At 43.3% G+C, this 19,184-nt stretch carries 20 protein-coding genes; 14 read left to right on the top strand and 6 right to left on the bottom strand.

The window, feature by feature from the left end; all coding sequences use genetic code 11:
- The first annotated feature begins 297 nt into the window (after positions 1 to 297).
- The 8 genes from GVO62_RS19570 (at position 298) to GVO62_RS19010 (ending at position 3,810) form a co-directional block, all read left to right on the top strand.
- Positions 298 to 495 carry a hypothetical protein gene (locus tag GVO62_RS19570; protein WP_236547243.1) on the top strand — a complete coding sequence of 66 codons (198 nt, stop codon included), beginning with the start codon at positions 298 to 300 and terminating at the stop codon, positions 493 to 495.
- Positions 496 to 521: 26 nt separating this feature from the next.
- A complete protein-coding gene (locus GVO62_RS19565) occupies positions 522 to 722 on the top strand; it encodes a hypothetical protein (protein ID WP_236547242.1) in 201 nt (66 codons plus the stop codon).
- A gap of 134 nt (positions 723 to 856) precedes the next feature.
- Positions 857 to 1,141 (top strand): hypothetical protein, encoded by a 285-nt coding sequence (locus tag GVO62_RS19035; protein WP_159120594.1) that lies wholly within the window; start codon positions 857 to 859, stop codon positions 1,139 to 1,141.
- A 101-nt stretch (positions 1,142 to 1,242) separates the two neighbouring features.
- A complete protein-coding gene (locus GVO62_RS19030) occupies positions 1,243 to 1,575 on the top strand; it encodes a hypothetical protein (RefSeq protein WP_159120593.1) in 333 nt (110 codons plus the stop codon).
- Between the two features lie 118 nt (positions 1,576 to 1,693).
- Positions 1,694 to 1,957 (top strand): hypothetical protein, encoded by a 264-nt coding sequence (locus GVO62_RS19025; protein WP_159120592.1) that lies wholly within the window; start codon positions 1,694 to 1,696, stop codon positions 1,955 to 1,957.
- A 191-nt stretch (positions 1,958 to 2,148) separates the two neighbouring features.
- Positions 2,149 to 2,598: a hypothetical protein gene (locus GVO62_RS19020; protein WP_159120591.1), complete on the top strand. Its 450-nt coding sequence runs from the start codon at positions 2,149 to 2,151 to the stop codon at positions 2,596 to 2,598.
- A 53-nt stretch (positions 2,599 to 2,651) separates the two neighbouring features.
- Positions 2,652 to 3,029 carry a DUF3703 domain-containing protein gene (locus GVO62_RS19015; protein ID WP_159120590.1) on the top strand — a complete coding sequence of 126 codons (378 nt, stop codon included), beginning with the start codon at positions 2,652 to 2,654 and terminating at the stop codon, positions 3,027 to 3,029.
- Entirely contained in the window at positions 3,019 to 3,810 is a 792-nt protein-coding gene (locus GVO62_RS19010) for a PhzF family phenazine biosynthesis protein (RefSeq protein WP_159120589.1), read from the top strand. Before GVO62_RS19015 ends, GVO62_RS19010 begins: the two co-directional genes overlap by 11 nt.
- Before the next feature lie 152 nt (positions 3,811 to 3,962).
- Here GVO62_RS19010 and ggt read toward each other — a convergent pair whose 3' ends face one another.
- On the bottom strand, positions 3,963 to 5,720 hold the full coding sequence (gene ggt, locus GVO62_RS19005; RefSeq protein ID WP_159120588.1) for a gamma-glutamyltransferase: 1,758 nt from the start codon (positions 5,718 to 5,720) through the stop codon (positions 3,963 to 3,965).
- Between the two features lie 14 nt (positions 5,721 to 5,734).
- Positions 5,735 to 6,499 carry an enoyl-CoA hydratase gene (locus tag GVO62_RS19000; RefSeq protein ID WP_159120587.1) on the bottom strand — a complete coding sequence of 255 codons (765 nt, stop codon included), beginning with the start codon at positions 6,497 to 6,499 and terminating at the stop codon, positions 5,735 to 5,737.
- 112 nt (positions 6,500 to 6,611) lie between these two features.
- On the opposite strand from GVO62_RS19000, the gene rrtA reads away from it, so the two are divergent.
- Complete coding sequence (gene rrtA, locus GVO62_RS18995; RefSeq protein ID WP_159120586.1) at positions 6,612 to 7,196, top strand: rhombosortase; 585 nt, start codon at positions 6,612 to 6,614, stop codon at positions 7,194 to 7,196.
- Positions 7,197 to 7,399: 203 nt separating this feature from the next.
- Here rrtA and GVO62_RS18990 read toward each other — a convergent pair whose 3' ends face one another.
- Positions 7,400 to 9,895 carry a prolyl oligopeptidase family serine peptidase gene (locus GVO62_RS18990; protein WP_159120585.1) on the bottom strand — a complete coding sequence of 832 codons (2,496 nt, stop codon included), beginning with the start codon at positions 9,893 to 9,895 and terminating at the stop codon, positions 7,400 to 7,402.
- A gap of 179 nt (positions 9,896 to 10,074) precedes the next feature.
- On the opposite strand from GVO62_RS18990, the gene GVO62_RS18985 reads away from it, so the two are divergent.
- A complete protein-coding gene (locus GVO62_RS18985; protein WP_159120584.1) occupies positions 10,075 to 10,629 on the top strand; it encodes a glutathione peroxidase in 555 nt (184 codons plus the stop codon).
- A 185-nt stretch (positions 10,630 to 10,814) separates the two neighbouring features.
- On the opposite strand, the gene GVO62_RS18980 is transcribed toward GVO62_RS18985, so the two are convergent.
- Positions 10,815 to 11,417, bottom strand: a complete 603-nt coding sequence (locus GVO62_RS18980; RefSeq protein WP_159120583.1) for an FMN-dependent NADH-azoreductase — start codon at positions 11,415 to 11,417, stop codon at positions 10,815 to 10,817.
- Between the two features lie 241 nt (positions 11,418 to 11,658).
- On the opposite strand from GVO62_RS18980, the gene GVO62_RS18975 reads away from it, so the two are divergent.
- Positions 11,659 to 14,127, top strand: coding sequence for a CHRD domain-containing protein (locus GVO62_RS18975; RefSeq protein WP_159120582.1), 2,469 nt, complete (start codon positions 11,659 to 11,661; stop codon positions 14,125 to 14,127).
- 104 nt (positions 14,128 to 14,231) lie between these two features.
- Here GVO62_RS18975 and GVO62_RS18970 read toward each other — a convergent pair whose 3' ends face one another.
- Positions 14,232 to 15,473, bottom strand: coding sequence for a cystathionine gamma-synthase family protein (locus GVO62_RS18970; protein ID WP_159120595.1), 1,242 nt, complete (start codon positions 15,471 to 15,473; stop codon positions 14,232 to 14,234).
- Positions 15,474 to 15,569: 96 nt separating this feature from the next.
- A complete protein-coding gene (locus GVO62_RS18965; RefSeq protein ID WP_159120581.1) occupies positions 15,570 to 16,205 on the bottom strand; it encodes a 1-acyl-sn-glycerol-3-phosphate acyltransferase in 636 nt (211 codons plus the stop codon).
- 264 nt (positions 16,206 to 16,469) lie between these two features.
- On the opposite strand from GVO62_RS18965, the gene GVO62_RS18960 reads away from it, so the two are divergent.
- From GVO62_RS18960 to GVO62_RS18950, 3 genes are all read left to right on the top strand, one after another.
- Positions 16,470 to 17,252 carry an NRDE family protein gene (locus GVO62_RS18960; protein WP_159120580.1) on the top strand — a complete coding sequence of 261 codons (783 nt, stop codon included), beginning with the start codon at positions 16,470 to 16,472 and terminating at the stop codon, positions 17,250 to 17,252.
- Between the two features lie 147 nt (positions 17,253 to 17,399).
- Positions 17,400 to 18,590 carry an amino acid aminotransferase gene (locus GVO62_RS18955; RefSeq protein WP_120959094.1) on the top strand — a complete coding sequence of 397 codons (1,191 nt, stop codon included), beginning with the start codon at positions 17,400 to 17,402 and terminating at the stop codon, positions 18,588 to 18,590.
- A 287-nt stretch (positions 18,591 to 18,877) separates the two neighbouring features.
- The gene (locus GVO62_RS18950; RefSeq protein WP_159120579.1) at positions 18,878 to 19,129 is read left to right on the top strand and encodes a hypothetical protein; all 252 of its coding nucleotides are present in this window, start codon (positions 18,878 to 18,880) and stop codon (positions 19,127 to 19,129) included.
- Positions 19,130 to 19,184 lie beyond the last annotated feature (55 nt).

Raw genomic sequence — 19,184 nt, 5'->3', positions numbered from 1 at the left:
CAAAGGGGCTATTACGCCAGAGATGGCGCTTCGTCTTGAACTCGTTTTTGGTAAGCCTTCTGCGGCCCATTGGCTTCGTTTGCAAAATGCATTTGATTTGTGGCAAACAAGACAATATCAAAGCTCTTTACATGTCTCACCGTATAATATGGCTACGGTTTAAAACGCGCATAACAAAAAAATCAAGTTCGCCCGCTGTGCGGGCTGGGACGCAAACACATGAGCTGCTCACTTCGTTCGGATTTTAGTCCACACATCTGCGCCCGTTATAGAAAATTATGTTCATAAGGATAATTTATGAAATCTAAAGTTTTAATAGGAGTTTCTGGTGGCCTTTTCACCATCGTTGTGTTCAGCCTTGGCTTTTTCTCTTCTATTTATTTAACTACATCATTACATTCTGCTAGCTACACTAAAGAACATGTAGATAACGGCAGGTTTATGCTATACGCGTTAAGACATATCGAAAATGGAGAAATTGAAAAACTAGATTAGCTCTAAGAGGTCATGTATCTCACAAGGTGCTTATTACAGATGCTTTTAGACTGCCACCTACGAGTGAACGAGAAGACCAGTTAATTGAAGATTTTTATGCAGAAGTTGTAGATTATTTTAATTCGCAAGGTGGCTTTAATGAAACCATTCAGGTTATTGAAAACGGGAAATGGGTTTCAAAACCTGCACCTACTATGCGAATTCTTGAAGAATTTTCTGCCAAGTGAAGATAATAAACACATAAAATCGCTCGCAAGATTGCTGAAATAAAAACACGGTTGCTCCCTTCGCTTCGTTCGGTATTATAGGCTATGTTTCTGTGCCCGTTATGCGGGTCGCTATATTTAAAAAGGAATTTCAATTGAAGCCATTTAAAAATCTAAGTTCTAAAAACCTACCGTTAATGTTACTTCTTGCTCGGGTATTAGCTTACGCAGGGTGTTTCGCATTTGCTGCGGGCCTTATATTTCTCTTTGCGAGCATGGTAGTTTTAAGCTCTTTAGCGATTGTAGCAACATCTGGCACTGTACTGCTTTCATTTGCAATTACAGTTTTAGTGGTATCGACTTTATTGGCAGCAATTGTTGCGTTTGAGGATAACTATCGTATTCGTACAGAGCACCTTGTAAGAAATAGTGAAACATAACAACCAACAGTAACATTATCCGCAAATACTTCGGCCTAAAACTGTCATTATATTCGCACCGCTAAATCTAATGTTACGTACCACCTTTAAATGGACTTAAAATGACACTAGAAGACTTAGACAAGGTTTTACAAATCCTGGAACAGCATCATCCAAAGGGAATAGGCACAACTGCTTTAGCTGAAAAGACAGGAATTGAAATTTACAAACTTAGAAAGTACTTACAAAACTACGAAGATTATTTCGTTGCACTTCCCGATGAGCCAAAATACGCTATCAATAGTTTCGGACGGTTCAAGGGTTCTAGAGGTGAAATGCTAGAAAACCACAAAAGCGAGTTGGCGAAACAAAAAGTAAATAGCTACTGGATCTTCATTTTAATCTGTGTTGGTTGTTTTACTTGCGCGATGGCAGTTATTTCAAATACCCCATAGCAACCCAATCAATTCACTCGTCTCCTTAGCTGGGACGCAAAAATGCGATGCGGCTTGGCCGATACGAGCCACATACCCTCGCTTGTAGTTCAAATGTAATCGAATGAAGGATTGTTAAATGAATGATGGAGTAATCGGAATTACAGCACTCGTTACTATCGCTGCTATCTGCTCTATAGTGTCTCATCTATTAATAAAGCAATTTACTATATCCGTCTTGGTTTCTGGGTTAGTTGGTACGTTACTTTTTCAGTTTGCCGCTTATATCTACCATGGACAAGTTGAGCCTTTTTATTTATTTGCTGCATTTGTTTCATTTTTAGTTAGCTGCATAATATCTTCGATAATCGGTTGCTTAATTTTCAAAAGGCGCAATAGCTAGAGTGCTTAAGTACCTGTAGGCTTCAGGTTACAGTACATTATCACTTGTCAAAAAATGGCGGGCCCCCAATCTTAATGCAAAAGGCACTCCCCTTGCTTGCTAATATCGGCAAATAAAAAGGCATACGGCTATTGCTTCTCACCCGTTTTCGTAAGACGTTAAAACTATCTATATTTATAGGGAAATAACGTATGAAAAATATTGTTTTTGTTTTCATCTTAGTACTCGTTGGATGTACCTCAACAACGTCACACAGCACACATACGCTCTCTGATACGATGGACATTATAAAAGCCGCTGCTGACTCTGCTCCAAATGGTGCTCCAGGTACGTACACCCTTCAAATAGTGGCCGGGGGTAGTCAAGGGAAGTTTGTTTATTTGAATACAGAAGAAGACTACCGCGACCAGCGAGCCGTAACTGTAGCGCTACCTCCTAGCGTTATTTCACAGTTATCAGTAAAATATGGAATGCCGCCACAAGACTATTTCATCGGCAAAAAAATCGTTGTTAATGGTAAAGCTCAGCGAGTTAAAATTAGGTTGTTATCACAAGGCAGGCCCACGAGTAAGTATTATTATCAAACACATATTAGAGTGATGGACATTTCACAACTTACGATTTTAGATGAACAGGCCTAAGAACGATAATTCAGTTTCTGTAATCAAGTGGTTTGTTAAAAAGGTGTTCTTCCATGTTTAAACCAATGAGCTTTACGCGCAAAATTCGCCCTTATGTCGAAGCCGAACTGGCGTTAGCCCGCAATAAGCAATTTCAACACAATAAGGCAGACGCTTTTGCACATCTAGAAAATGCTCACGTTCTTGGTCAAGCTTCCACTCGACTTCACGTGAAAGTGCACATCATGATGCTTTTATGGGCAGTTAAGCAGCGTAATTTGGGGGAGTTTTGTGGTCAACTCTTCAGAATAATAGGCGCTGCCACACAAACCGTTTTCGGGCTTGTACCTCATGGAAATACAGGCGGAGCTAACGTTAGTCCATTTAAAGCGATGCCGATAAATCCAAAGCTTGAAAGAGTAATAGAGAAAGCACGATCGTATGAAAATTAAAATAAATGTTGTTGATGCCTTTACCAATGTCAGGTTTAAAGGCAATCCTGCTGCCGTCGTTATAACCGGAAAATGGCTCAGCGATGAAAAAATGCAGGAAATCGCAGCGGAAAATAACCTCTCAGAAACCGCATTTTTAGTAGAAGACGATAACGGCGTTTTTGCTATACGCTGGTTTTCCCCGCTTACAGAAATTGATTTTTGTGGGCATGCAACCTTGGCTTCTGCATTCGTGATTTTTAGCGATAATTATCAACTACCGCACATTACTTTTTTCGCAGACTCGGTGGGAATGATGAAAGTCGTTAGAAAAAACGACGGTTTCATTCAAATGGACTTTCCAAACAGAATGCCTGCTCCTGTCGATGACGTCCCCGAGGCATTGCTAGCAGGCCTTTCTATTAAGCCCGAAAGTATATGGAAGAACGGCCAAGCATATTTTGCAGTTTACTCTGACGAAGACGACGTAATAAGCGTGATACAAGACAGTGATAAACTTAAAACACTCGCGCCCTATGATGTGGTAGTGACAGCGCCTGGGACACAATTTGATTTTGTTTCACGCTACTTTTGGCCGGCCAATGGTGGTGATGAAGACCCAGTAACCGGTTCAATCCACACTGGGTTGGCACCGTTTTGGGCTAAAAGGTTGGGAAAATCAAAACTTATGGCCTATCAAGCATCTAAACGAGGCGGAACGTTAAAATGTGAAGTTGCAGGCGACCGCGTGCTTATTTCCGGCCAAGCGGTGTCTTATCTTGAAGGGTACATATCTATCTGATGGTTTATCATTGAAGAGAAACTAGACAGAATTGGCAATCGACTCACATTTGACTCATATCGTCTTACACAAACGAAAAAGCGGAAGATTTTTAGCCTTCCGCTTTCATTATGTATCAACACGTTGCGGGTTGCTGCATTTAGTTTTAAAAATCAGCGCCCTACAGCAATACCTTCTCTACGTGGGTCTGCACCGCCAATCAGTTTGCCTGATTTAAACTGTATTCCGTGAAGACCACTGTTTAAATCTACCACTTTAACGTTGTGTCCAAGGGCTTTTAACGGCTCTTCTAGTTCAGCTATTGGAGTGCCCTTCTCTAACGCCGTATAGTCGTTTCTATTGGTTATTTTAGGCAAGTTGATAGCCTGTTGAATATCCAAGCCAAAATCTAAAACACCAATTAGGGTTTGAGCGACATAGCTTACAATTCTAGAGCCGCCTGGTGAGCCGACAACCACCTCTAAGTTCCCTTCTTTGTCGAACACCATTGTAGGGCTCATAGCGCTTCTAGGGCGCTTACCTGGCTCTACTCGATTTGGGACAGGAAAGCGGTTTTTAGTTGGCGAAAATGAAAAGTCGGTTAGCTGATTATTAAGCAAAAAGCCTTCGACCATAATTCCAGAACCAAACATAAACTCAATGCTGGTAGTCATTGATACTGCATTGCCCTCTTTGTCCACGATGGAAACATGAGAGGTGTTAGGCAGTTCCATTGATGTACCAAGTGCTACGTTCGCATCAGCGTAAGGGTTTCCTGCGCGCTTACGGCGCCACTCTTTATCTACACCAATACTCTCAGCACGGCGCTCTAGGTAAGCTGTATTGATCATGGCTGCAAACGGAAGATTGGTAAAATCGCTGTCGGCAATAAACTTCTCCCGATCCGCGTATGAAAGTGCGCTTGCTTGGGTATACAGATTTGCAAACTCTACAGAATCCGGTGCGTATTGGCCAAGATTGAAATCTTCTAGCATTTTTAGAATTTGATAAACATTTACACCTCCTGAACTAGGTGGTGCCATGCCGCAAATACGTTTCTCGTGATAAAGGCCACAAACAGGTTCACGTTTTACAGATTCATAGTTTGCTAAATCTTCTAACGACATTTGGCCAGGGTTAATCTCCGCATTATTAACCGCTTCCACTATTTTTTCGGCAACGTCGCCTTTCAGTAAATAATCGCTGCCTTTTTCAGCAATACCTCTTAAGGTTTTAGCCAGCTTCTTATTTTTCTTTACCGTGCCTTCTTTTAACGGCAGGCCTGCCGGGAAGAAATAAGTAGAGCTTGCAGGAAAAGTTTTAAGACCAGGGTGATAGTCCAATGCAACAAGTTTGGCTAAACGCGGCGATACTTTAAAGCCGTCTTCAGCTGTTTTTATTGTATCGTCGAAGAGCGTATTCCAAGGTAGCTTACCGAACTCTCCCTGTGCCATTTCTAGAGCTTTTACTGCGCCAGGCACACCTACTGATTTACCGCCTACAACGGCGTCTAACCAGCGCATAGGTTTGTTGCCTTCGATGAACCAATGAGAATTTACTGCTTTTGGCGCGGTTTCGCGGCCGTCAAAGGTGTGAAGTACTTTATTCTTATTATCCCAATAAAGGATGAAAGCGCCACCACCGATGCCGGACGATTGTGGTTCAACCAAAGAAAGCATTGATTGGACAGCCACGGCCGCATCGATAGCACTTCCGCCTCTCTCTAGTATATTCTTCCCCGCCCAAGACGCGTAAGGGTTTGCTGCTACAACCATATATTCGCTAGCTTCAAACGCCTTTTTCTCAATATAGCCTGTGGCTGCTTCTGGCTCACCTACTTCGCGCGCTTGCTTCGCGGTCGCACCAAAAATAAAACAGCTAGATAATGCAAAGGTAACTACCGAAGCTCTCAACAAAGCACTGCGTCTCAAAATAATACTTCCTCTTATTTAAACTTTTCGGGGTTAATCGGGCGTTTTTTAAGAAACGCATCAAACGCTTCTTGGGCTGCAGTAGTGCCCAATGCCTCTAAAAAAATATCAAATTCTTCGTTCATTTGCTGATTGATATGCTCTCCATCGCCTTTTAATAGTGCTTTTGTTTGTCTAAGCGAAAATGAAGGCTTGGCGATGAGTTTATCAACCGTAGCTTGAACGGTCTGATCGATTTCATTGGCATCAGTAATTTTGGTCAAAATTCCGAATTGAAATGCGTCGACAGCAGAAAAAGGCTCACCCAACATTAGCCATTCTGCCGCTTTGATATGACCTGCAACCTTAGGCAAAAGATAACTTGATGCATATTCTGGAACAAGCCCTAAATTGATGAACGGTAGAACAAATCGGGTATCTGGAGTAGCGTAAACAAAATCGCAGTGAAGCAGCAAGGTAGTCCCTATTCCCACCGCTAGACCATGAACTTGTGCAATGACAGGTATGTTACATGCAGCCAGAGCGCGCATAAACGCTGCTGTTTCCGGCACCTGAGCGTGCTCTTGTTGCTGTGCAAAGTCTCCAATGTCATTACCCGCAGTAAAACAATCGCCCGCGCCTTTAATCACCACCACTTTCGTTGAGCCATCGTTCTTAACACCTAAAATAGCATTCGCCATTGCCTGGTACATATCCCGTGTTAATGCATTCTTTTTCTCTGTGCGGTTAAGTGTAATAGTTAAGCACTGCTGATTATTTTCGGTAATGATGTAAGACATAATTACTCCTTTATTGTCGTCTATTTTATTTTAGGTGTACTTCAGTTTTCACCCTGTAGGCAATTTCTGTATCATAGCCAGCAAATTCGAAATTCAAAAATAACTAACACTGATGATGTCACTGCCGTTTTCGCTTAAGTATAGCGCTGGTCCTTTATTTGTAGCGCTATGCTCCGTTGTTGCGTTTTGCTTTGAACCCATTTCTGGCAATTATTTGGCTTACGACCGTTATGCCATACAAGGTTTAGAAACCTGGCGTATAGTTAGCGGTAATATCGTTCACACCAATGGCTACCACCTACTTTTAAATTTAGCCGGTCTGGCGCTGTTGTGGGCCCTTCACGGTGAACATTATCGAATTGGTTTGTACTTAAAAGTTTTTGTGTGGTGCTGCTTAGGAACTAGTGTCGGGCTTTATTTTTTCTCTCCAGATCTGATTTGGTACGCGGGTTTGTCGGGCGCACTACACGGTATTTTCGCCTGGGGCGCCTGTGTTGATATTAAAGAGAAAATGAAGTCGGGTTGGTTATTACTTATCGGTTTAGCAATTAAAGTGGGATACGAACAAATTGACGGTAGCAGCGAACAAGTCGCAAACCTGATTGACGCAAAAGTTGCCGTAGATGCGCATTTATTCGGTGCGCTGACAGGCATTGTTATATTTTTGCTTATGTATATCACCGCTAAAAGAAAATAAACGCCCTTGCGATAGAGCGGCGCTCTTTCCTTTTATTTCATATGCCTGCGGTAGTTAAAAAACGCGGAAACGAAAAAGCTAATGACAATAAAAAGGCCCGAATTCAGTTGAATTCGGGCCTTTTTCGTAGCTTTTCAAACTAACACGATATGAAAAAGCGGATGCTTTTAAACACTGAGCTTTTCTCGAATTAACCGTTTCAGTTATAAGTTTTCCTCGAATAGCTTGTAGATACGGCGGTATTCATCAAGCCATGAACTAGGCTGAACAAACCCATGTGGCTCTACTGGATAAATCGCCGTTTCAAAATCTTCCTTCTCTAACTCGATAAGGCGCTGTACCAATCGAACCGTATCGTGGAAAAACACATTGTCATCAACCATTGGCGCGTTAATTAGTAGGGGCTTTTCGAGTCCATCTGCGAAATAGATTGGCGAACTACGCTCGTATGCGATGGGATCGATATCAGGAGTATTTAGAATGTTTGCCGTATATGGTGTGTTGTAATGTGCCCAGTCGGTTACCGGACGAAGTGCTGCACCAGCCCCGAATAGGTCAGGAGCGGTAAACATAGACATAAAGGTTAAGAAACCGCCGTACGATCCGCCATATGTGCCTATGCGCTCGCGATCTACATTCGCGTTGTCTACCAGCCAATTCACACCGTCACGTAAGTCCTGCACTTCAGGCGTACCCATTTGGCGATAAATCGCGGTACGCCAATCACGCCCGTAACCAGCGCTTGCACGGTAATCCATATCAAGCACGACATAGCCTTGCTGCACTAGCATACTGTGGAACATGTATTCTCTGAAGTACCCAGACCACCCCATGTGGGCATTCTGTAAATAACCTGCACCATGATTAAACACTACCGCTTTGTTTAGTGCTGATTTGTCGTAATTTTCTGGTAGATAAACGCGAGCGTAAATTGGCGCATCGGTATGCGATGAGTCAATAGCAACGATATTCGGTACTGCCCAAGGGAGCGCATTAAATTCAGCACTGGTGCTTCGCGTAATTTGCTTTGCTGCTGTTGCTTCATCTGATGGCTTAATATAAAGCTCTTGTGGCTGATTCACTTTGCTATGGCTTAGCAACAAGATTTCACCATCGGGGCTAAGTGAATAGTCCGTCATACCATTCAAATCAGTCATTGTGTCGATAGTGTTATCACGTAAATCGGCACGATAAACTTCGTAAAGACCAGGATGCTCCATATTGGCTTTAAAGTAGATATAGTTGTCATCGTTGGAAAGCGTTAAATCGTCAACAATAAAACGGCCACTGGTAAGCGCGACAGGCTTCTCACCAGGTTTTTGAATATATAAATGCGAGTAGCCAGTATGCTCAGACTGATAGTAAAGAGTCTCGCTGTCATTCAGCCAATCAAATGCGTTGAAACGATAGTTTACCCACGCATCGTCATGAAGCCTGTGTTGGTTTTCCAGCGTTTTATTTGCAAGATCGACAGTCGCAATCCAGCGGTCTTTGTTGTCCCATGCTTCAAGCATAACGGCAACAGCGTTACCGTTTTTGTGCCAGCGAATCGAAGGCTTAGTCCAGTACCAGCTTTGCAGTAAGGTAATATCGCGGGGCAAACGATTAACTTCATAGGTCTCGCCTTTTGCTTTCGCGTTTTCTTCTTTTACATCTGCAAGTACGTCGTCATTGTACCCAGGCAAATTAAAGTACTTAAGTTCACTCTTCTCGCCAGTTTTCAAATTAAGCAGCCACAGTTCATGATTTACCGATTCAGCATCTGCAACACGTTGGCGTACGGGTTTCGCGGCAATACGGCTGTCTTCTTGGATATAATGCGGCATGATGTCGCTGTCATCACGAGTCGGCTTACTTTCAGTAGTTGCAACCACAGCAAAGTTACCCGCAGGCGATACACTGATCCCTGCTAGTCGATGCGACTTATCGAAATAAAACGGCGAAGGTGCAACGCTGTCGTTCTTTTCAGCCAGTGCTTTTTTTGCATCGTCTTTATCTTTTTTGTTTTTACGCTGTAGCTTGATGTATTCCACCAGCGACTGTTGCTGCTCGGCAATATAATCTTTAGGCGGCTCAACCGCTTTGGGCTCGTCGCTAAACTCCCAGCTCAATAATTCTTCGCGGGTGCCGTTAGATAGGTCTATAGCAATAAATTTGTTACCGCTTAACGCCATTAAGCGGCCATCAGTCATAAATGAAAGCGTTGACAGCGCATTCCCGCCACGAGCAATACGCACAGTTTCGCCATTGGTAAATTGCACATAAACACTGTCTTCAAAGGAATAAGCGATGACACCATCGTTCCTTACTACGCGCTCTTTGAAACGATATTTGTGTAAGTCGGATAGCGGCGCTTTAATCACATTCTCAGGATTTGATAGGTCAGCAATATATACATCTTTGAGTGCACTATTTTGCTTTTCCCTTTCAAACACAATTTTGTCGCCATTAACTGACCAGCCCATACCCTCGGGCAGCGCGCCTATCCATTGAGGATCTGACATGATTTGTTTGAGCGTGATTTCACCGTTTGTTTGGCTGGCTGACGGCGCTACATCAGGTGTGACCGATTGTTGAATACTCGTCGCAGGCAATGGCAAAGAGGTTGTTGTAATTGACGTGTCGTTCGTTGTGCTTGCGCATCCACCAAGCGCAAACGTTACGCTGGCCGCGATGAGTAAAGAAGAATATTTTTTCATTATTTTAAGTCGTTGTTATGTAAAAAGCGTTAACATTATACCCAGAGCATTTATCAAAGCGCTAACGTTCATCGATTGTGATAGTGAACCAAACGTAAAGCATCCCCGTTTATGGTTTGTCTACATTGGGTCTCTTACCCTTTCAAAATAACAAAAATTAACTCTCGAGGTAAAACATTATGAAAGCAAAAAGATTTGTACCGGCGTTGCTTACGCTTACCTTTTTAACCTCTACTAGCTTTGCAAATGAATGCCCTAGTGTACTTAAATTTATGAAGCGCAAACTCAACTCTCAAGAAACGGTCAATCTCTGTAACGAATATGGTGGCAAGACGCTGTTGGTGGTTAATACAGCTAGCTATTGCGGTTATACACCACAGTTTGAAGGCTTAGAGGCACTTTACAGTGACTACAAGGACAAAGATTTCGTAGTACTTGGTTTTCCATCACATGATTTCAATCAGGAAGATAATGATGAAGGTAAAACCGCCGAACTTTGCGAATTAACCTACGGCGTGAAGTTTCCGATGTTTGAGCCAATATCGGTAAAAGGTGAAGACGCGGACCCTATGTATCGAATGCTTAAAACTGCTACTGGCAAAGCGCCATCTTGGAATTTCAACAAATACCTTATAGATAGCACGGGCAAGCAAATCACTCACTACCCTAGTTCAACAAAGCCTACCGATCCTGCCTTTATTGCTGAGGTTGAAGCGCTATTAAAAAGTGAGTAAACGTTATTTCTTTCATAAGCGTCTCTTGACCTCTTATTAACGGCTACAATTTAACGCCTACGATGTTAACGCATATAAAAAAGCCCCGCGTAATACGCGGGGCAATCAAGCACACTCAACTTGGAACACACTTTTAGCTGAAACATACTTCCTACGTTTTAGCTAACTGCAATAATTTAGTGTGTTTAGCCGTTGGTAAGTTCAATAATTTTTTCACTTGCAGCTGAAAAAGCTTCGTTTGCTTGCTCTTCACCCATGTTAAGTCCTTCAGCATAAACGAATTTTACATTGTTAATGCCAACGAAATTTAAAAAGTGTTTTAAGTATGGCGTTTGCGTATCGAAGTCTGAACCTGCATAAACACCACCACGGGCCGCAAAAACCGTAGCTGATTTATTCTCTAACAAGCCCACGGGACCCGTTTCAGTATATTTAAACGTTATACCAGCTCGAGCCACACGATCGAAATATGCTTTTAGACTTGAAGGAATGCCAAAGTTATACATCGGCACTGCTAACACAATCTCATCAGCTTCCTTTACCGCTTCTACGATATCGTCAGACACTTTAGCCAACGCTTGCTGCGATTCATTTCGTTCGGAAGCCTCAGTCATCCAAGCCTGCATTTCTTCACCCGTTAGGTGAGGTAGCGCTAGCGAGGCTACATCGACGCGGTTGATACGTACCGAGTCATCCTTCCCCATTTTAGAAAGGTACTCGTTTGCAAGCTTTGAAGAATTACCTTCACTGCCATTAAGGCTGGAAAATATCGCTAAAACTTTTTTCATGCCGAACTCCAATATTCGTTGTTTCAATTATGCGGACTTATACTAGAGCAATTAAATTGAATGAAAATATCAAAAAAATGATGGGTGCGTTCTATTTTGTAGAACATTATCTTACGTGTTCGAAACATCTTGTAAAAACAATGAAAACATTACATTGCGTTAATGTTGCAAGGAGGATGATCTTCCCACAATTCCCTAGCGTAATCGAGTCTGCTACAACACAATTAAGAGGATACGAAAAATGAGAAGGAACAAGGCTCTCCTTGCATGTTCAATATTACCACTATTTCTAATTGGTTGTTCTGATGATGACGATGATGAAGTAGTTGAAGTCCCCGCCCCCGTTATCGAGTATTCAAATGTACGCGTTGTTCACGCGGCATCTGACGCTCCGATGGTTAATATTACCGCTAACGATGCCATACTAAACGGTTTGGAAAATGTTGATTATCAAGTTGCTTCATCGCGTTTTGAAGTAGAAACAGGAACCTACGACATTGGCGTAACAGGTATTCTTCCTGGAGAAGACGCTGAAGTATTACAGGCTGACGTTACGCTTGAAGCTGATATGAACTACGATATTTTTGCCGTAGGAAATGTTAGCGACGAGACACTGGCATTGTTAACAGTAACCAGCATGGAAACCGCGGTCGAGGCAGGTAACGCGCAAGTACAAATTGTACATGCAGCATCTATGGCTCCAACAGTTGATATTTACGTTACCGCGCCCGATGCAGATATTAGTGCGGAACAGCCACTTGTAACGGCAGAATTTACTGACTCAACAGATTTGATTCAAGTGCCTGCGGGCGATTATCAAATTCGTATTACACCGGCGGGTGAGACGACAGTTGTGTATGATTCTGGTACTGTAAACCTAGCCGACGGTGCTGATTTGCTCATAGCCGCAACTAACAATGTTGGCACGGGTGATTCACCTGTAACACTCCTAGCTGCAGACGGCGATAGCAGTTTCAAAATATGGGATGCAGAAGCGGGTTCCGAAATTCGCGTAGTGCATGGAATTAGTGACGCGCCAGCGGTTGATGTTATAGCAAATAACGAAATTGTACTGGTAGACGGCATTCAGTTTCCGCGAACCACCGATTACTTGTCTGTTGCTGCAGGTGACTACCTAATTGACGTTGTGGCCGATAGTGACAATAGTGTTGTAGCAGTTGACGATGCTGAATTGACGCTAGAAGTGGGAATGTCATATACCGCCATAGCAAACAACGTTTTAGCCTCACCAGAACTTGATGTTCTTGTTGATATGCCTCGCTCTGTAGCAACTGAAGCGAAAGTGCGTATTGTTCACGCTTCACCTTCAGCGGGCAACGTGGATATTTATGTATCCGCAGATGGTGAAATTGACGCTGTTGAACCAGCGTTTGCCGATATTGCTTATCAAACTGGCGAATTAGTTGAGACGGGCTATGTAAGCTTGGCAGAAGGCGACTATGTAGTCACTGTTACACCAACAGGCACCAAAACAGCGGCAATCGAAACGGGCGTGCTCTCGTTAGAAAATGGCGAGATATATACTGCGATTGCGCTAGACGGTGCGATGGAGGGCGACTTACCTCAACTAGCATTACTTGATGGTCTGGCTCCACCTCCGCCAGCTTTTAACGCCGACATGACTTATAATGTAAGCTTAAGCGGTTCTCAAGAAGTGCCCGCTGTTACTACCATGTCTTCTGCAACAGCAGTGGTTGAAATTGACGAAGACTTACCAGCGTTTAGTGTAAGCGTTGATGTTTCAGGCCTAACCGATGTTACTGGTGTGCACGTACACGATGGTGGCATTGGCATGAATGGGCCAGTTGCTTTCCCACTCACTGATGCTGGCAACGGTACGTATATTTTAGCTGAAACCAATATATCACCTAGCAACTTAGATGCGCTGACTAGTGGTGAATGGTACTTAAATGTACACACTACAGCTAACCCTAGCGGCGAAGTACGTGGTCAAATTGTTCCTGACACGACAGCGGTGGTTACTTTCTCACTAAGTGGCAGCCAAGAGGTTCCAGCGGTCGATACAATGGCAATGGGCTCTGGCTATGCGCTTTTCGATACGACCAACAATAATGTTTCTCTTGTTGCGGTAACCACCATCGAAAACGCGACGATGGCACATATTCATACTGGCTTCGCCGGTGTAAATGGTCCTGTGCTAGAAGCGCTTGTTGAAAGTGAAGAAACAGCTGGTGTTTGGATGACAGATGGAAGCCTAATGCTAGATGAGGCAACAGCAACGCAGTTACTTTCAGGCGGTCACTATGTCAATGTTCACACTGCCGCGTTTACTGGTGGCGAAATTCGCGGCCAGATCACGCCTGACAACATTGAAGTGTACGGCATTATCGCCAACGGGCAACAAGAGGTACCAGCCGTCACTACCGATGCGAGCGGCGCTGGCGCATTTACCCTTAACACGTCTACAGGCGCATTGTCAGGTAGTGTAACTATTACCGGTATGACAGCGAACATGGCGCATATTCACGAAGGTGAAGCGGGCGCAAACGGTAACGTATTATTGGGACTCACTGCCGGTGCAAATGGTATGTGGTCAGTACCAACTAATACAACGTTAACGGCTGAGCAAATGGGTGTTATGGCAGACGGTGGTCTTTACACTAACTTCCACTCAGATGCATTTCCAAGTGGTGAAATTCGCGGTCAGATCACATTAGGCTTCGACTAAACGAAGTAAGCCAAACGCATTGCGTTTCACACTTACTGAGACTGAAGTAAATTAAAAAAAGGGGCCTAGGCCCCTTTCTCGTATATAAAAAAGAAAAACGTTATCTAAATTGTATTTAGCGCTGCTTCAAAATCTTCAATCAGATCCTGCGTATCTTCAATACCTACCGATATACGCAGCATGGTATCGGAAATCCCCATAAGTTCACGCTCTTGGGCTGTATTTTCAAAATAGATAGTAGGTGCAACAGGGAGTGCGAGCGTTCGATTGTCCCCTAAATGCGTGGCACAAATAACCAATTTCATTTCGTTTAAAAAAGCCACCGGATCAGCACCTTCGATCAGATCAAAACTTAAAATTGCGCCGTACCCACCTTTTAGATATTCCCGTGCCATGAAATGCTGAGGATGATCGGCAAGGCCAGGGTAAAAGACCTTAGATACTTTCGGATGATTATCAAGGAATGTCGCTAACTGCATCGCATTATGCTGGCTTCGTGACAAACGCAGAGCTAAGGTTTCCATGCCTAACGCAATGGCAGAAGCAGATTGCGGAGCTAGCGTTGCACCTAGATCCCGTAAACCTTTCTTCTTAATCTGGGTAATTCCCCATTGTGCAGTATCTGCAACCTGATAAGCAGGTTTTAGGTTATCAAACTTTGTCCAGTCAAAGTTACCCGTATCGACTACTGCACCGCCTAAAACGTTGCCGTGACCTGCGATGTATTTCGTCAACGAGCAGAACACCAACGACGCCTTAACATCTTTTGCGTAGAAAACGGGCGGAGGCGTCATGGTGTTATCGACCATAAACAGCATGTGTTTTTCTTCGCAGAATTGACCGATTGCGTGAAGGTCGGCAACCTGAGTTACAGGGTTAGCCACGGTCTCTGTATAAACCCCTTTAGTGTTTGGACGATAGGCTTCTTTAACTTGCTGAATGTCAGTTACATCTGCGTAGGTAACCTGTACGCCAAAATCTTTAATTGTTTCAAAAAAGCTGCGCGTGTTTCCAAAAAGGTATTGGCTCACAATTAAATGGTCGCCCGATTTAAGCAGTGCAAATAAGGTGCTGCTTATCGCTGCCATCCCCGTCGAATAACATAGTGTGCCAACGCCGCCTTCAAGGTCATTGAGCATATTTTGTAGCGCAGCAACAGAAGGTGATGAAGAACGAGAATAAACGTGGGCAGCACGTTTGCCTTGAAACGCGTCTATAATGCCCTGCGCATCTTTAAACTCAAAAAGAACGGAATTAGACGTACTGCTATGTACACCGCCATGCTCTGGGGTATTTAGCATACGATCAGAATGAACCTGACGGGTTGTGAATCCCAATTTTGTCACGGGTAAAGCTCCGAAAATAGATGTTTGCGACTTTGCCATGCGCTCACCGTTATCTTACTTGATACGGTTGCGTACTTACCACTTCACCAGAAATGATTATGGCTTTGTTATGCAGTTTTTAGGATATTTTGCGCAAACATTATCATAAAACGTATAGATAGTTTGCATTTGTTCATCTATGTTAGTCACTTTCTGAATAATTGGCCCTAGCACAATTGCCTTTCTGGCGTAGTCCAACCCAATGACTTGAATGGGTATTTCGGCTTCACGAGCAATATGCATAAACCCTGTTTTCCATGGGTAAATGGGGCTTCTTGTCCCTTCTGGCGCCAATGCTAGAATAAGCGTGTCAGCCTCTTTAATCCTATTCGCTATAGATGTTACCACACCGTGCGCTTTGCTCCTTTCAACCGGAATGCCACCGAGTCTTCTCACTATCGCGCCTAAAGGCGGCTTGAATATAGTGTGTTTTCCAAAAAAATTAATATCCAGCTTAAATGAAAAGACAATGAATAAACCAATAAAGAAGTCCCAATTAGATGTGTGTGGTGCTACCGCTAAAATGGCTTTTTTCTGATTAATCAGCTCACCTTCCACGTGCCAACCTCGCTTTGTGAGCACCCATGCCGCAAATGTCGACAACCAATTTGGCCATTTTCGAGGAATATTTTTTCCGACAATAACATTATTGGCAGACTGAGAATACGTGCTAGGGTGTGAGGGTTCTGTCATTATTATTATGCTCTATTTTCTTGGTTTAATACGGCTCAATAATTACGTGATGAATGAGTGCTTAACGAGTGAGTGCTCAATAAGTCGCAATTTTTAGCGCTCTCAAAGTATTTATTAAGGCGTAACTACTTTGCTTTAGACAAACCATGATTCTGTGTTTATTTCTTCGAAGAGTAATCAAATTCGACATGTAAAACAATTGTTAACATAAACATGAAATAGCCGATTAGAACATTCAAAAGAGAAAGGTTCGAAAATTTCAGTATGTGTATTTTATTTATCGCTAACAAAAAGCGAGAGGACTACCCGCTAATCATTGCTGCAAATCGGGACGAGTTTTACGCGCGCCCTACTGCCCCATCTACCTTTTGGGATGGGCATCCTAATTTACTTGCAGGGCAGGATTTAGAAGCAAACGGCACTTGGATGGGCGTTACGCGTAATGGAAACTTGGCGGCACTGACCAATGTCAGAGACCCACAGAATATCAACAACAATGCCGTATCACGGGGTGAATTAGTCGCTAACTGGCTAAAGCAAGACTCTGTTGATAGGAAACACGCTGCGCAATCACAATACTTGGCAACACTCGAAAATACACGTTCGCTATATAATGGCTATAACTTGCTATTTGGTCATGTTGACGCGCTAAGGGTTTACAATAACGTAAACAATTCAACCCATTTGATCGAACAAGGCGTGTACGGTTTATCAAACGCAGATATAGCTACACCATGGCCAAAAGTAACTCAAGGCGTAGAGGCATTGAACCATTATGTAACAAATGAAGACGTTATTAATGATGACGACTTGTTTGATATTTTGCGCCGTGAAAATAAAGCCGATGACGCGCTGCTTCCCGATACGGGAGTGGGTTATGAATGGGAAAAGGCGTTATCTTCCATTTTCATTCAAACCGAGAAGTACGGCACGCGCACGTCTACCCTGCTGCTGGTAGATAAAAACAAAACGCTGAATTGGAAAGAGCGGTGCTTTTCACACAAAGGCGAGACACTAGAAACACGTGAATTTTCCTTTTCAATTTAAGGCATTTTTGAAATGAAACTTTCGTTTACGTTTTGTTTCTTTGACTAATTGAAATATTTTCAACCTTTGGGGGTCGTTTTTTCTACCATCGGTGGCATAATGCCTGCCTGCTATCTTTTGCACACCAACGTAACGTGAGGACATATCGTGTTTGAAGTATTACCCCATCTCGCCCCAGATCCAATTCTTGGCCTGTCTGCTGCTTTTCGTGAAGACACCAACCCAAATAAAATCGATTTAGGTGTTGGCGTTTACAAAGATGAGCAAGGTAATACCCCTATTCTTTCAAGTGTTGCTAAAGCGCAAAAAGTGCTTTTAGACACAGAAACCAGCAAAACCTATATCACGCCTCAGGGCAACCAAGGTTTCATCGATGGTATGTTGTCTTTGCTGTTAGGTAAGAATAGCCCAGTTCTTTTAGCTGACCGCGTTGCTGCGGTTCAAGCACCAGGAGGTTGCGGTGCACTGCGCATTCTTTCAGAACTACTTGCTCGTTGTAACGACAACGCAAAAGTATGGGTAAGCGACCCCACGTGGGCAAACCACATTCCACTTATCGGCTCTGCGGGCCTTAAAATTGAAACCTACCCGTACTTCGATAAGGCTTCAGCAAGCATTCGCTTTGACGCGATGATGGAAACCCTTCGCAAAGCTGAAAAGGGCGATATCGTTCTTCTTCACGGTTGCTGTCACAACCCAACAGGTGCTGACCTTACCAATGCACAATGGGACGAAGTACTAGAAGTAGCGAAAGAGCGCGAGTTCCTGCCTTTCATCGACGTGGCCTACCTTGGTTTTGGTGAAGGCTTAGAAGAAGATGCTTACGGCATGCGTTTGTTGGTAGAAAATCTGCCAGAAGTTATCGTTGCAGCATCTTGCTCTAAAAACTTTGGCCTGTACCGCGAACGCGTTGGTTTAGCTGCCATCATTACAGAAGATTCAGCAACCCGAAAAATTGCACAGGGTCAGATTCAATCAATTGCACGTGGCATCTATTCTATGCCGCCAAGCTATGGTGGCGCTTTAGTTGATATTATCCTAGCTGACGAAGCACTTAACAACGAGTGGGTATCTGAAGTAAACGAAATGCGCGATCGTATGAAGTCACTACGTGCCATGCTTGTTCAAAACCTTCACGACAATGGTTCACCTAAAGACTTTAGCTTCGTAAACGATCAAAAAGGTATGTTCTCGTTCTTGTGTATCACACCTGAGCAAGTGCGCGAAGTACGTGAAAAGCACAGTGTTTATTTTGTAGATTCTAGCCGCGTAAACATTGCAGGCATAAATCACGAAAACGTAGAAACGCTAGCGAAAGCATTGGTATCAGTGCTTTGATAGAAAGCAAACCGTTGTAAAAATCTTAAAGGCAGAGTGAAAACTCTGCCTTTTTTATTTCCCTCAGATTAATCTCGCTTTTTTATATGTGCGGTAAACAGCCTTACCATGCTATTAACGGCAGTTGGTTACACTTCCTAACAAAATATCCCTCTCTACGAACTCTTTTTACTAAGCTAAATAACCAATAATCGTTACACTGGAACAAGGTTGACGTGCAAATTAACCTTGAAAATAGGCTAGTGTGCATGTAACGCTCTAATCCCTTAAATGAAAAGGAGATCGTTATGAGGTTACTAATAAGGCTTGTTAGTTTAGCCGTCGCTGCATACGCTTGTTACAGTGGGGCGATAACCGGCGAATGGAAAGCATCTGTCGCTATCGTTGCTCTTTGTGCATTGGTGTTTTTAGTATCATTTGCAACAAAAACTCGCGGCAGCACATCCAGTTCTCACGCAGACAGTAGTGCTGCGATTTACACGCCAACAAGCAGTTCGAGTTCATCTTGCGGAAGTGATGGCGGAGGTGGCGACTGCTAAAATTTAATAGGGTCAGAGTACTTTTATTCAGTATTTAAAGTACTCTGACCCTGAG

Origin of the sequence: Alteromonas sp. KUL150, from assembly GCF_009811475.1 — a bacterium.
Classification (GTDB): Bacteria; Pseudomonadota; Gammaproteobacteria; order Enterobacterales; family Alteromonadaceae; genus Alteromonas; species Alteromonas gracilis.
Note: the sequence above shows the minus strand (reverse complement) of the source record. Positions and strands in the feature narration are given on the sequence as shown.